Origin of the sequence: Chloroflexus sp. (assembly GCF_034431535.1) — a bacterium.
Lineage (GTDB): Bacteria > Chloroflexota > Chloroflexia > Chloroflexales > Chloroflexaceae > Chloroflexus.
In genome coordinates, this window is record NZ_DAOUDC010000012.1 from 215,189 (window position 1) to 228,812 (window position 13,624).

Below are 13,624 nucleotides of genomic sequence, written 5' to 3' on the forward strand. Positions count from 1 at the left end.
AAGTATCTACCGCCTCACCCCGCCTCGGTCAGATACCAGCGACCATCCACCCTGATGACCGGCAAGCCGCTTTCTTCCCGCCCGATCAGCCGTAATAAGGCACCGTTGCGCTCAAGCAGCAGGTTCCCCTCGTTATCACGCCAACGCACTATCATGACGGCATTCACGATCTCTACCAGTGCAGTTCGGTCATCGGCACGCAGTACCCGGGTGCGATCATAACTGATCGTTACCTCAGCCCGGCTGCCACGTGCCGGACGGGTGTTCGCACTGGCAAACCCATCAAGCATCTCACGCATCACTTGCCGTTGATCGGCGCGCTCACCGGGGGCAAAATAGCTGGCGAGCCGGTTGGCCCACATCTGTCGCGTCGCTGCCTCGTTGAGCAAGGGGTCAGCCAGCGCAGCATTGATGTCTTCGAGAAAACTTTCAACCACCGCTTCGGGAGTCACGCCGCCCAGTCCAACATTCTCCTCAAGCGCCGCCGCGCCGCAACCACCGAGAAAGAGCCCAAGCGCCAGCCAGAGCACCGTTGCTATGCTGGCTGTCTTGCGCCAAAGGTCGCTATGTATCATCCGATTGAACCCCATCACCTCTGCGCGCCGGTGCGTTCAACTGATGGCTGCGCTTCGTCACGAAAACTTCGCGGTGGCGGCGGCAATTCCGCCCGCACAATCACATTACCGCTAGCAAAGTAGATCACTGGCCGCGCGCCGCTGGTATCCACACTCAACACGGTGAGTTGGCTCAAGTTGATTTCACCCTCAGACCGCACGCGGAGTTGTTGAATCAGCGCACCAGTGCGCTTGTCAAGCTGTAAGATGCGCTGATTGGCCGGTTCGAGCATAAAGATAAAGCCGGCATCGGGTGCGCCAGTGATCACAAAGCGCGTCACTTCCGCGATGGGCGGTGAGACGTTGGCTGGCACAATCTGGCCAACTAGTTGCCCGAAACTAAAGACGAGTACTGTTCCATTAGTTTGCAACAGATAAATGCTGCCATCCACGGCCATATCAACGGCTGACAAAACGGCAGCATCGCGGGTGACGCCGGGATTGAGCCAGAATTCCGGGGTGTCGCCGTAACGGCCAGAAGCAAACTTCAACACCTCACCAGCTTGCGCTCCCCACACATAGAGGTTGCCGGCATACTCCTCCACATCCAGCCGCTCTGGGGTCGGCCAGATTTCCGAACTCCCCAACTTCGAGTAGTTCCACGTGTCATTCTGGCGGAAATAATAGCCGAACCCATTTGACGCTTGATCGATCGCCACAACTTGATCGATCCGCCAGAGCGCCGCGCGAAGCGACCCGACAATTGCGGCGCCGACTGGTTGGCCGGGTTCGAGATACGGTTCTGGTGTGCCGCCATCGCGGGGGATCCGGTACAAGCGCGCCGCATCGCGATCGCTATCGAGCGCGTAGAGGTAGCGCACGATTTCGAGCCGGTTCGGATCAGCCACGCCACTCAGGGCTGGAGGCACAACTACCGTGGTAAACACACCATTCGGTAACGGGTGGCGCGCGAGCACAACGGGTTCAAGGAACGACACCCGATCCACGGCGGCCAGCAATCGTTCATACTCGCGTTCGAGTTCGCCAAAGCGCAGCCATAACCCCGGATTAGTGACCGTTATCTCAGCGCTCGCGCGGGCCGCTTCGATCGCCTGTTGGGCTATTTGCAATGCCTCACGCGCTGCAGCTTCGTCGGGTGCGGTGCGCACCGCCGCCACTCGTTCTTCAGCGGCTACCAGATATTCGGTGGCTAATTGCAGGTTATTGCGCTGCGACAGATTCATTCCATAGAGCACGGCACCAGCCACCACTAACACCGTAATCAGCAACAATTGCCACGGGAAGGGTGGCGCTGTGCGCCGGTAGGTGAGACCGCGTCCACGGGGAACGTAACTGCTGACCGTGAGCGATTTCCGGCGCAGTTGGCGTTCGCGCCGCCATTCGCGCACGATGTCGCTAAGCGCAAACCATGGCCATGCTAGCCGCTCGCCCCATGTCATGGCAGATGGCGGGCGCAAGGGATGGCGTAAGCCATACGGTCGGGCATCAGTGAATGTATCGCCAAGATCAATCGGTGGCGGCGGCGGGTCTTCACCGAGCATGCTTGAGGGCGGCAAGGGCGCTGCCCGTTGGGCAATCCGTTCAGCGAGCGGCTCGCCGAGATCAATTGGAGCCGGGCGTGGCAATGGGTTGGGTGAGAAGGCGGGTTGTGGTGGTGGCACTGCCAGCGGATCAGACACCGGTTCTGGTTGGCGGGCCGGCAGATCGGGAGCGCGCCGGAACCAGCGCGTTAACCGGCGTGCGGGTGCTGGTGGTAGGGGGGCAACCGGTTGCGGCTGTGGCACTTGGACGGTTAACGCGAGGAGTTCGATCGCCGTCAGTTCGCTTGCCCGCTCATAAGCAGCGTCTAGCATCGCTGCTGGGTCGCCGCTGGCTAATAAGGCCGTCATCGTTGGCGGGTCAAACCGGGTGATCAACGCGCTGCTGCTCAATAACAGCGCGTCTCCCGGTTGTACCACGGCACGAAAGAACTCCGGTTCGACAAACAAGCTGGCGCCTAGCGCGCCGGTCAGCGCTACGTGCGCTACATTCACTTGCGCAGGATCCCAGCTTGGATGAGTTGGGATAGCGCGTAATTTGTTGCCGGTGCGCAAGAAGAGCTGCGCCGGCTGCACTTGGGCAATAAGGAGATCGTTGCCTAACAACGCTGCCGCTGTCACACCTACAGTGATCCGGCGGTCTGGCGCAGCGCGCATATTGTCTTGATACAACGCCTTGTTGGCGGCGACAATCGCTAGTCGCAGCGCCGATGCGGCGCTGGTGGCGTCGCTTTCGTAGAAGGTCTGGCGGATGGCCTTGGTGACAATCCGGCAAGCATGTTCAGCGCGCTCGGCTGGCCCCACCGGTTCGCACAACACCAACAATTGCCCGCGGGTGATTGCCACGGGCTGGTGCGGCGGGGGAGTAACTACCAGTGTCCGCGCGCTGTTATGGAGGATGGTACCGGCCACCGCGACGCGCTGGCCCGTTTGTAACTCAAGCGGTTGCATACCATAGGGATTATACCAGAAGCGAGATGGATGCTTGTTTAGCGCCGAACTGCCATCTGTCGCTTCAAAGCGTAATCAATCCCCTCTTGCAACGTTGCTTTTGTAACCAGATCACGCAGTTCAGCCCCAATATGGACCAAGGTTTGTGCTATTTCAGGACTAATACCGGTCAAAAGCACCTGTGCTCCCAACATTCGCGCAGCTTGAGCGGCGCGCATTAATGCCCCGGCGACTTGCGTATCAACTACCTTCACCCCGGTGATGTCAATGATTGCTACCTGTGCCCGATGTTCGGCAACCCCGTACAGCAGCGTCTCCATAATCTGCTGCGCCCGTGTTGTGTCAATCGCACCGATCAATGGCATCACCACCACGCCGTTAGCAATCGGCATCAACGGCGTACTCAATTCGCGCAGTGTCGCCTGTTGGGCGGCGATGATCTGCTCTTGCATCGCAGTACGTTCACGTTCGGCCCGGCGCTGCTCGGTCACGTTGCGGGAAAGGATCATAATATCATCGTTGCTTAGCACCAGGCGCGCTTCATACTCTTCAACCTGATCGCCAAAATCGAGCCGGTACTCATACTGCTGCATCTCACCGGTCAGACGCAACTGTTCTATGTGGTACCGCACTTGTTCGGCTAGGTGGGGGGGCATCACCTCGGTTACCGGCCGACCCAGAAAGGCTTCCGGTGGGAGCAGTAGCCGCCCACTACGGTCGGCTTTGTAATCGAGGAACACACCGTCGGTGCTGAGTAAAAACATCAGATCGGGTATTGCTTCGAGGAGAGCGCGGTTCCGGCGCTCACTACGGCGCAACTCCTCTTCGGCTTGCAGTTGTTCAGTAATATCGCGGTTGATTGAGGCATAGCCGGTCAAATTTCCATGGCGATCACGGAGGGCTAATGCCGAAGCTTGCACCGTAATCAAACTGCCGTCACGATGGACATAACGCACTATCTCGCGCGGCGTCTGCCCCTGCATCACCTGTTCAGCGATCCGCTCGAGTAGCAGGAGATCGGGTGGATGAAAGATTTCGTGTACGGTCATGCCAACCAACGTCTCGTATCCTAGCATTGCCGCCAGCGCCGGGTTGGTATACTGCAACTTCAATTGAGGGTCGGCAATCGCAATCCCATCAGGTGCATTTTCAACCAGCAATTTAAAGGTACGCAGCTCTTCTTCTTGCTGTTTGAGCGCAGTTACATCTTCATAGATACCCAATACCCCGATCACGTCGCCGTTGCGACGCAGCGGTATCTTACTGATCCGGAGCCAGATCAGCGTTCCGTCGTGCCGAGTGAGCGGTTCCTCAAGATAGTATTTCGGCCCGCTCTGCATGACCGCCAGATCGTCGGTACGGTAAGCCGCTGCCTGTTCGTGCCAAGGCATATCAAAATCAGTACGACCAACAACCTCTGCTATCGATGACAAGCCGGCATCGACGAGAAATCGGTGATTACAGCCAAGAAAACGACCGTCTTGATCCTTCCAAAAGATAGCTTGCGGCAAGTTGTCGATCACCAATTGCAACATTGTGCGACTTTCGGTCAGCTCAGAGCGTAAACGCTGGATACTCGTAATATCTGAGGCAATCGAGGTGGCACTGACAAACTGGCCCTGCTCATCGTAGTGAATAGTGATTGTCCAGAGCATCGGAATAACCTGCCCCGACTGATGCACGATCCGATTCTCAATCGTCAGCATGCGTTCATGACGCTGCACATACTCGATGAGCGCTTGTCGTGCTGACGCTTGATCCTCGGGATGCAGAAATTCAAGTGATAATCGGCCTAAACAAGCTTCCGGTGGCACACCAAAATAGTGTTCGGCTGCCGCGTTCACGTAGGTAAAGCGACCAGCAGCATCGACTTCGGTCATCAGTTGATCGGTATCCTCCACCATACGCCGAAAACGCTGCAATTGGGTTTGCAGATCGGCTACTTGAGCACGCAATTGTTCACACTCAGCTTGTAGAATCGCCAGATCGGGTGTAGTCATACTATCGGCTCCTATGATAGGGTGAGGATACGATTGGTTTGTTGACGAGGATGATGGTACTATGGAAATGCGACGGGGGAAACTGCGTAGGCGGGGCAGTACTTGGGCAAGTATAGCATAGATAACACCACAATTCAAGGAAAAAGATCGTTACAAACGTAAAAATATCTGATCACGTTCAGATCGATAGTGCACAGGTTGGGGATGGCTGCCCAAGGTGCGGCGGATGACACAGCCCGCCGGCCCCTCCTGTCATTGCGAGCGCAGCGAGCAATCTGACAAGTCGGCGTGTCCGTTTGCTATGACAAGTATAGAAGGTGTGGCAAACCAAAGGGATCGGTTAGGAGGCTTCTCATTGTTAACTTGGGTGTCCTACTTCATGTCCAAATCTCAGATGTTCGACTTGACAGACAAATGAAACCTCATATCATTTGGAGTGATGGCATCATCCGATGAATATCGTACCTACAATGATGCAACCATTCCTATCAGCGCCGTTGTTTGCAGGTTTAGATGTATCGACTATTGCCACCATTCTTGCCGCCGGCCACCCGCTACGGGTCCAGCGCGGCACGATCCTATTTACCGAACAAACACCGGCAACGTGGATTTATTTGGTGAAAGACGGCTGGTTTCGACTGTATAAATTGGCTGCAAACGGACGACAAAGTGTGGTTAGATTAGCAATTCCACCTGAGATTCTCGGTATTAGTGCATTATTTCCCAATGCGATCTATACTTTGTCGGCACAGGCCATCACTTCTAGCCTTGTGTTGCGCTGGAGTGCAACAGTGATGCAAACATTCGCACAGACTTATCCGCAGTTGCGGCAAAATAGTTTGCAGATCTTAGCCAAATTACGTGAAGATCTACAACAACAAGTACTCGAACTGACTACCGAATCGGTGGAGCAGCGATTGGCCCACGCGCTGCGTAGATTAGCAGATCAGTACCATCGTGTACCACAAGCGGATGGGTGGATCACCATTCCGATTATGCAACGTGATCTGGCCGACCTGATCGGAGTCAGTCACTATACGATCAGTCGCTTGCTCCATCAATGGCAACAACAGGGTCTTGTTGTCTTCCCATCGGCCCACCTACTCATGGTTGATTTGGCGGCGATCACCGCTCGGTTCGATGCATAACGTTCCTCACCACGCATTGCTACCGTTTCTAAGAGAAATGTTGCGCTAGCGCAACGTATGTATCACCCTCCTGGATGTATACTCGATCTAGGTTATTCGTGATGTTTGTCACGAAGGAGGGTGTATGTATCCGATTTGGGAAGGTCTCTTCATCCACTCGGCGATGTACGTGGCGATTGTTTCAGCCTTCCACGTACTAGCTTCCCACCTGACGGTCGCAGCGGCATGGTTTAATCTCTACCTTGAACGACGGGCGGTATACGAACAGCGACCAGAATTGTACGTGTACCTGAAGCGCAGTGCGCTTGGCTTGCTCGTGTTTGCCTACGTGTTTGGCGCGATGGCCGGGGTGGGTATTTGGCAAACCACGACGGCGGCTAACCCACGAGGTATCTCAACCTTGATCCACAATTTTGTCTTCTACTGGGGTGCAGAATGGTACATGTTCCTGATCGATGTTGTGGGAATTATCGCCTACTACTATTCGTTTGATCGGGTTAGTCCACGTACCCATTTACGGCTGGCGTGGATCTTAGCACTTGGCGGAACCGGTACCCTCACGATTATCGTTGGTATCCTCTCATTTAAATTAACACCGGGTCTATGGCTGGAAACCGGTAACAGCCTCAACGGTTTTTTCAATCCTACATTCTGGCCTCAGATTTTACTCCGCTTCTCATTGATGTTTACCATCACTGCTGCCTGGGCATTACTCATTTCGACCGGCTTGCCGAAAGGATACTTTGCCCGTGAATACATTATCCGCCGGGCAGCAGCAATGGGTTTAGGCGGTTTGGGTGTCGCGTTAGGCATCTGGTTCTTCTGGTTTGAGCCGGTCTTGCCAGAACATGCGAAGATCATCCTGCGTTCACCGGCGATTCCCGCGATTACCTACACGGTAATTGGCGGTGGATTGATGGCTACGTTTGCCGGACTCCTCTTTGCATTGTGGTTGCCACGCCGTCAACATCAATTGATCGCCCTTGGTGCGATGCTGGTACTCTTTGGTGCTATTTTCGGTGCCGAACGTACCCGGGAAGTGATGCGTAAACCCGATATTATCGCCGGTTATATGTCGTCAAACCAACTGGTCTTCGCCGATCTCCCGGCCCGTGGCATTCAACGCGAAGAACAAGGGCTGAACGAACGCGGTATGCTGGGTTCATTACCGTTTTTGCCGAAACCCGACGCGGTTGCGGTGCTACCGATCGCAGCCGGTTTACCTTCACGTGAAGTTGCCATCGGGCGAACATTGGTTATTCAACAGTGTGCCTCGTGCCACAACGTGAGCAATCAAACGGCGATCACCGTCTTTAATCAGCGGCTAGCGTTGCGTTCCTTGGTTAATTTGCTTGAGCGGCGTAACCTAACGACGGCTGACAAGATCGAGAACTACCTGAAAGCAATTGGTGGCTTCCCGTATATGCATCCGGTCGTTGGTACCGATGAGGAACGTGCCTTTATGGCACTCTATCTCGAGTATTTTTATCAGCAACAGCAACGTAATCCACAAACTGCCGCTCATAGTGTCAAATAATGAGGAGGTCGATATGAACGTCGGTGACATGCTGCGGATGATGCGTGATCCGTTAGGGGCACCATTCTTTCCACCGGTGTTGCAGGTATTGCTAGTCGTGACGTGGGTGTTGCACATCTTTTTCGTCACGTTGGCTCTCGGTTCGAGTAGCTTGTCGATCTGGGGCTTCCTCTTTCCGACTCCGAACCGGCTCCGGCTGGCCCGGGTCGCGGCTCGTCTGACACCTAATGCAGTTGGTCTGGGGATCGTGACCGGGATTGCACCGTTACTCTTTGTCCAGACCATTTACGATCCGATCTGGTACGCTGCCAATACCCTCACCGGTTTCTGGTCGGTGCTCTTTATCTTTGTCGTGATGGGTGGCTATAGCCTTGCGTATTTGTTTTATCTTAAAGGCAGCCCTGACGGGAAGCTTCTTTGGTCGGCAATTGGGTCGTTCATCCTGCTCTTTTTTGCCGGTTGGGTGATGCACGTGCTGGCTGCCGTTTCGATCCGTCCGGAGCGTTGGATGGAATGGTATGCTCCGAACGGGATTGTCGACACGCGCGGGATAGTGTTTCACGCTTACAACTTGCCCCGGCTATTCTTCTTACTGCCGTTGCAAGCCGGACTCAGTTTGGCCGTGGTGCTGATGCTTTTTGGCTGGTACTTCCGCCGCTATGAAGCCGATGCCGATTTTATGCAGTGGGTCGCCGAACTTGGCCGGCGACTCGGGCTGGCGATCAGCCCGCTCTATGCAATAACCGGGCTGCTCTGGGCTGCGACCGAAGGCAGAGCGTTTGGCATCGGTCTCCCGCTAGGTATTGTATTGCCGGCCCTTGGCGCAGGCCTAACCGCCTACTTCTTCACGCTCAAACAGCCGTTGCGGTACGCGCCTCGCTCACTCTTGGTGTGGATTGGAACCCTCTTGAGTGTCGGTGTGATTCGCGAAGTAATCCGAACCGTTTCCTTGGCACGGTTTGGCTATTCGGTAGCCGAGTATCCCTACCGCATCGATTGGGGTTCGGTCGTGATTTTTAGCGTTACCACGGTGGTAGGTGTGATGGTGATAAGCTACCTTGCCCTCGTCCTTTACCGGTCGGGTGGTGGCAACGGCGATACCCAACCGTCGCCGCGGGTAGAGCGGTTTGGTTCAATCGCAACCGGTATGCTAGGTGCGTGGTTTGGTTTCTTCTTACTGGTTGGCCTCTACGCAACCTTCTTTTTGAAATAGTCACAATTGACGTTCTCGTTCTTCGCCCGTACAATGCAAATAGCATTGTACGGGTAAAGAACGAAACGAGTACGGCTATGTTTGAAAGTCTTTCCGATCGGCTACAGGCGGTCTTCCAGAAACTCGGTAGCAAAGGAGTTCTCACCGAAGATGACGTGCGCGAAGCGATGAAGCAGGTGCGCTTGGCTCTGCTTGAAGCCGACGTCAACTTCCGTGTGGTCAAAGATTTTGTCGCCAAAGTGACTGAGCAGGCGATTGGCGAAGAAGTAACAAAGAGCCTTACCCCGCACCAGCAGGTGATCAAGATTGTCCATCAAGAGCTGATCAACCTGTTGGGTACCGAAAGCGTCCCCCTGCAAGAAGCACGACCCGGCCCAACGGTGATCATGCTGGTCGGTCTGCAAGGTACCGGTAAGACGACGTTGGCGGCCAAGCTGGCGCTGCATCTGCGCAAGAAGGGCAAGCGCGTGTTGCTGGTCGCCGCCGACGTGTATCGCCCGGCGGCAATTACCCAGTTGCAGGCTTTGGGCCGCCAGCTCAACATCCCGGTCTATAGTGAGGGGACGCAGGCCAGCCCGCCTGATATTGCGGAACATGCGCTTGAACATGCCCGCAAAGAGCTGTTTAATGTGGTGATTATCGACACCGCCGGCCGGTTGCAGATCGACGAACCGCTCATGCAAGAGTTGGAGCAAATCGAGAATCGCGTCCATCCAATCGAGCGGTTGCTGGTGGTCGATGCAATGACCGGCCAAGAGGCGGTGCGTGTCGCCGAGGCGTTTAATCAGCGTGTCAAGCTGACCGGTGTAGTGATGACCAAGATGGACGGCGATGCCCGCGGCGGTGCGGCCTTGTCGGTGCGCGCCGTGACGGGGGTGCCGATCAAGTTTCTTTCCACCGGCGAGAAGGTTGACGGCAATACGCTGGAAGTTTTTCACCCCGACCGGTTGGCATCGCGCATCCTTGGGATGGGTGATGTCCTCTCGCTGATCGAGCGAGCCGAGCAGCTCTACGACGCCGAGCAGGCGAAGAAGATGCAAAAGCGTCTGAGCAAAGGCGAGTTCGATTTTGAAGATTTCTTGAATTCGCTGCATCAGATGCGGAAGTTGGGGCCGCTCCAGCAGATTATTGCCATGATCCCCGGTCTGAACCAGTTGGCCCGCAACGAAGAGTTGCTCGATGAGCGGCACGTCAAGCGGGTCGAGGCGATTATCTACTCGATGACGCCGGAAGAACGGCGCCGTCCGGAAATTATCAAGGGCAGCCGGCGCAAGCGGATTGCGCGCGGCAGCGGCACTTCCGAAGAAGAAGTGAGCCAGTTGGTTAAGCAGTTCCAACAGACGCAGCGGATGATGAAGAAACTTGCCGGTAAAGCCGGAAAGGGTCGTGGTGGCATCGATCCCAACGAGCTGCTGCGCCGGTTGCGCTAAGGGCAACCGGGTTCGCCTGCGTGCCTGTTTGCAACGCTCGCGCCAATTTATGCTATACTATGCGGCTAGTGTGTGATATTGGTCTACGAATGAGGAACGATACGATCTATGGTTAAAATTCGTCTGCGCCGCACTGGTAAAACCAAGCAACCCAGCTATCGCATTGTCGTCGCCGATTCGCGTTCGCCGCGCAATGGGAAGTTTATTGAGACCATTGGCTATTACCTACCGACTCGCCAGCCCAAGGTGCTGGAGGTGAATACCGACCGCGCTCGCTACTGGCTCGGTGTTGGCGCACAGCCGACCGAGGTGGTGGTCAAGCTATTCCAACGGCGCAACATTCTCGACGAGCAGGGCAAAGTGATCACGGAAGCCTAATCGTCAATGATGGAGAGAGCTCGATGAAGGCGCTCCTCGAATATATTGCCCGTAATCTGGTTGACACCCCAGAAGCCGTGCGCGTCAAAGAGCGTACCGGTCGCTTTACGGTGACCTACCAATTGACCGTCGCTCCCTCGGAAACCGGTAAGGTGATCGGGCGCAACGGGCGGGTAGCCAAGGCGATCCGCGATTTGATGGGTGTGGCGGCGGCTCGCCAGAAGAAGCGGGTTCACGTTGATATTGAATAACGGTTCTTAGCAGGCAGCCGGCCGGCGCAAGCGACCGGCCGGCTGTTTTGGTATGTCGAAATATGGATGATCTTCTCTACATTGGTGCGCTCGGCGCCCCGTTTGGCGTTCGCGGCCAGATTAAACTCCATTCGATTTCGAGCCATCCCGAATACCTGATCCGCCATCTGCGCACCGTCTTTATCGGCCCCAAGCGCATCCCGCATCAGGTGACGCGCCTCTTTTTACACAAACCGGGGTTGCTGATCATCCAATTGCAGAGCGTTACCGATCGCGACGCGGCTGCCGATCTGCGCGGCGCCGAAGTCTACATCGCTGCTGCCGATGCCGCGCCGCTGGCGGCGGATGAGTTCTTCTATCACGATCTGATTGGGCTGCAAGCAGTGACTGATACCGGCGATGCGATCGGTGAGGTGCGCGAGATTCTTGAAACCGGCGCGGGCGAGATTGCTGTGATTGCGCGCGACGGTCGCTCTGATGCTCTCGTGCCCATGGTGCGCGATTTTATCGTCGCTATCGATCTGGTCGAGCGTCGGTTGGTGATTCGGCCAATTGATGGTCTGCTTGACTAACGCTCGCGAATGCACCGATACGGTATTACTGAGCAGCGGGCAAGATGACTCGGAATGTCGTTCCCTGATCGGGTTGGGAACGGACCCACAATTCCCCACCGTGAAAGTCAACAATACTGTAGCACAATGGTAGCCCTAGACCCAAGCCGTTGAAACGGGTGGAGTAAAAGGGTTCAAAGATTTTGGGAACATCCTCTTGGGCAATGCCAATCCCGGTATCGCTTATCTCCAACCCCACTGCCGGATCGGGGAGAGGTTGGCGTGATCCACCACCGGCTCGCCAAAAGAGCGCTCGATCCGGCTCCCCATCGGGTGGTCGCAGATAGGTGCGGATGCGCAGCGTGCCACCGTCGGGCATTGCCTCAATCGCATTCTGCACCAGCGTTTGGCAGACCTGCTTGAGATGCCCAATCACGGCTGTCACCCACGGCAGCGCTGAAGTTAATTCACCGATATACTTGATGCCGCGGGCCGTCATAGTGGCGCGATAGGTGGCAATCACATCATTCACCACCTGATTGAGATCCACCGGTCGCCGTCCTTCGAGATTGGGGCGCGAAAGGTCGAGAATGCGCTGTACGCGGTGGATCAGGCCATCGAGTTCGGCAGCTGCTTTGGTCAGATAGAGATCACGGCGATCGGGGGGCAGATCGTGATTGCGCAACAACCGCACCGCATTCGAGAGGGCTTGGAGCGGGTTGTTGATCTCATGCGCCATTGAGGCCGACAAACGCCCGATGGCGGCCAATTTTTCGGCTTGGGCCAGCTCGCGCACCATGCGTTGGCGTTCGCTAATATCACGTGCAATCACCAAAAACAGCCGTTGATCGCCATCGGGGACGACGCTCACGCTCACGGCTACCGCTGTCTCGTGGCCAGTCGCAGTACAGAGCATCGTCTCAATCTCGCGCTGCTCGCTCCGGCCATTGACGGCGGTAGCCAGCAATTGGGGCAAGGTCGGCAAGAAACGGCCCGGATCAAGCGCCAACAACTCGTCGCTGCTATACCCTGACAGACGAGCCAGCGCCAGATTAGCGTCGAGCACCGCCGTGCCGGTAGCATCGAGCAAGAGCACCGCATCGTTGGCATGGCGCAAGAGCGCGCGGTAGCGCGCCTCTGAACGCGATACTTTGCTATAGAGGCGCACATTTTCCAGTGCGACCGCTGCTTGGCCGGCCAAAAGTTGCAACAGTTCTTGATCGGCGATGGTAAAGGCGGCGTGCGGTGTCGCTTTGGCGGCATTCAGCACCCCAAGCGCCCGCTCGCCGGCCATAATCGGCACTGATAGCGCCGTGGTCAATTCCGGCGCAAGCAAGTGTTGGCGGAGATCGACAAACCACGGTGATACCGCTACTTGCGAATCGATCAGCAACGGCTGGCGATGCTGGATCACCCATCCTGATAGGCTTTGCGCAACTGGCACCAACGTGCCGATCCCCACTGTTTCTGGCAAGCCGGTGCAAGCGACGATCCGCAACGCCTGTTCATCAGGCTCCAGCAACATCAATGAGGCGCGCTCGGCGTTGATCTCTACCCGCACGGTTTCGATGATCAAAGCATAGAGCCGGGCCAGATCCAATTCGGCCAAGAGGTGCTGGCTGATCTGCAAGACAGGGCGCAGTGCGGCGACGCGATCGCTCACCCGCACTGCTTGCCGTTTCGCGACCAGCTCGCGAGCAATCTCGGCTAACTCATGCGGGCGGAAGGGCTTGATGAGCAGGCCGCGCGCGCCAAGCCGCATCGCGTAGGCAACCTGTTCAACCGAGGCTACCCCGCTGGCGATCAGAATCGGCACGCTAATGTCACGCAACCGGATCTGCTCGAGGAGTTGCAGCCCATTCATCTCTGGCATGGCGAGATCCACCACGACGAGATCGAAGCTCGACAGGTCGAGCGCTTCGAGCGACATTGGCGCATTAGCCGCCGTTGTAACGACAAACCCGGCCCGCGCCAGCGTCTGCCGGCACAGATCGCGCAACTGTGGATCATCGTCTATGACTAATACTCGCCCTGCCCAACTATTCATAGCGT

At 56.3% G+C, this 13,624-nt stretch carries 11 protein-coding genes; 7 read left to right on the top strand and 4 right to left on the bottom strand.

The annotated features are described in order from the left end of the window. Window positions 1-14: 14 nt before the first annotated feature. From U9R61_RS03190 to U9R61_RS03200, 3 genes are read right to left on the bottom strand one after another with little or no spacing between them, the layout of a single operon-like run. The gene (locus U9R61_RS03190) at window positions 15-590 is read right to left on the bottom strand and encodes a hypothetical protein (RefSeq protein ID WP_322487374.1); all 576 of its coding nucleotides are present in this window, start codon (window positions 588-590) and stop codon (window positions 15-17) included. Further along, window positions 590-3,064, bottom strand: a complete 2,475-nt coding sequence (locus U9R61_RS03195) for a hypothetical protein (protein WP_322487375.1) — start codon at window positions 3,062-3,064, stop codon at window positions 590-592. Before U9R61_RS03195 ends, U9R61_RS03190 begins: the two co-directional genes overlap by 1 nt. Before the next feature lie 38 nt (window positions 3,065-3,102). Continuing rightward, window positions 3,103-5,064, bottom strand: coding sequence for a PAS domain S-box protein (locus tag U9R61_RS03200; protein ID WP_322487376.1), 1,962 nt, complete (start codon window positions 5,062-5,064; stop codon window positions 3,103-3,105). Window positions 5,065-5,516: 452 nt separating this feature from the next. On the opposite strand from U9R61_RS03200, the gene U9R61_RS03205 reads away from it, so the two are divergent. From U9R61_RS03205 to rimM, 7 genes are all read left to right on the top strand, one after another. Continuing rightward, a complete protein-coding gene (locus U9R61_RS03205) occupies window positions 5,517-6,212 on the top strand; it encodes a Crp/Fnr family transcriptional regulator (RefSeq protein ID WP_322487377.1) in 696 nt (231 codons plus the stop codon). A gap of 124 nt (window positions 6,213-6,336) precedes the next feature. Next, on the top strand, window positions 6,337-7,749 hold the full coding sequence (locus tag U9R61_RS03210) for a cytochrome c (protein ID WP_322487378.1): 1,413 nt from the start codon (window positions 6,337-6,339) through the stop codon (window positions 7,747-7,749). Window positions 7,750-7,762: 13 nt separating this feature from the next. After that, window positions 7,763-8,962 (top strand): hypothetical protein, encoded by a 1,200-nt coding sequence (locus tag U9R61_RS03215; RefSeq protein ID WP_322487379.1) that lies wholly within the window; start codon window positions 7,763-7,765, stop codon window positions 8,960-8,962. A 77-nt stretch (window positions 8,963-9,039) separates the two neighbouring features. Beyond that, the gene (gene ffh, locus U9R61_RS03220) at window positions 9,040-10,392 is read left to right on the top strand and encodes a signal recognition particle protein (RefSeq protein ID WP_322487380.1); all 1,353 of its coding nucleotides are present in this window, start codon (window positions 9,040-9,042) and stop codon (window positions 10,390-10,392) included. Between the two features lie 108 nt (window positions 10,393-10,500). Further along, complete coding sequence (rpsP, locus tag U9R61_RS03225; protein WP_322487381.1) at window positions 10,501-10,770, top strand: 30S ribosomal protein S16; 270 nt, start codon at window positions 10,501-10,503, stop codon at window positions 10,768-10,770. 23 nt (window positions 10,771-10,793) lie between these two features. Beyond that, window positions 10,794-11,021 carry a KH domain-containing protein gene (locus U9R61_RS03230; protein WP_322487382.1) on the top strand — a complete coding sequence of 76 codons (228 nt, stop codon included), beginning with the start codon at window positions 10,794-10,796 and terminating at the stop codon, window positions 11,019-11,021. Between the two features lie 62 nt (window positions 11,022-11,083). Further along, window positions 11,084-11,593 carry a ribosome maturation factor RimM gene (gene rimM / locus U9R61_RS03235; protein ID WP_322487383.1) on the top strand — a complete coding sequence of 170 codons (510 nt, stop codon included), beginning with the start codon at window positions 11,084-11,086 and terminating at the stop codon, window positions 11,591-11,593. A gap of 25 nt (window positions 11,594-11,618) precedes the next feature. Here rimM and U9R61_RS03240 read toward each other — a convergent pair whose 3' ends face one another. Continuing rightward, window positions 11,619-13,619 (bottom strand): response regulator, encoded by a 2,001-nt coding sequence (locus U9R61_RS03240; protein ID WP_322487384.1) that lies wholly within the window; start codon window positions 13,617-13,619, stop codon window positions 11,619-11,621. Between the last annotated feature and the right edge of the window lie 5 nt (window positions 13,620-13,624).

What these genes read in the sequence shown, in the direction of transcription:
- U9R61_RS03210 (WP_322487378.1), top strand. Translation starts at nt 6,337, where the DNA reads ATGTATCCGATTTGGGAAGGTCTCTTCATCCACTCGGCGATGTACGTG.
- U9R61_RS03230 (WP_322487382.1), top strand. Translation starts at nt 10,794, where the DNA reads ATGAAGGCGCTCCTCGAATATATTGCCCGTAATCTGGTTGACACCCCA.
- rpsP (WP_322487381.1), top strand. Translation starts at nt 10,501, where the DNA reads ATGGTTAAAATTCGTCTGCGCCGCACTGGTAAAACCAAGCAACCCAGC.
- U9R61_RS03190 (WP_322487374.1), bottom strand. Translation starts at nt 590, where the DNA reads ATGGGGTTCAATCGGATGATACATAGCGACCTTTGGCGCAAGACAGCC.
- U9R61_RS03215 (WP_322487379.1), top strand. Translation starts at nt 7,763, where the DNA reads ATGAACGTCGGTGACATGCTGCGGATGATGCGTGATCCGTTAGGGGCA.
- U9R61_RS03205 (WP_322487377.1), top strand. Translation starts at nt 5,517, where the DNA reads ATGAATATCGTACCTACAATGATGCAACCATTCCTATCAGCGCCGTTG.
- U9R61_RS03240 (WP_322487384.1), bottom strand. Translation starts at nt 13,619, where the DNA reads ATGAATAGTTGGGCAGGGCGAGTATTAGTCATAGACGATGATCCACAG.
- U9R61_RS03195 (WP_322487375.1), bottom strand. Translation starts at nt 3,064, where the DNA reads ATGCAACCGCTTGAGTTACAAACGGGCCAGCGCGTCGCGGTGGCCGGT.
- U9R61_RS03200 (WP_322487376.1), bottom strand. Translation starts at nt 5,064, where the DNA reads ATGACTACACCCGATCTGGCGATTCTACAAGCTGAGTGTGAACAATTG.
- rimM (WP_322487383.1), top strand. Translation starts at nt 11,084, where the DNA reads ATGGATGATCTTCTCTACATTGGTGCGCTCGGCGCCCCGTTTGGCGTT.
- ffh (WP_322487380.1), top strand. Translation starts at nt 9,040, where the DNA reads ATGTTTGAAAGTCTTTCCGATCGGCTACAGGCGGTCTTCCAGAAACTC.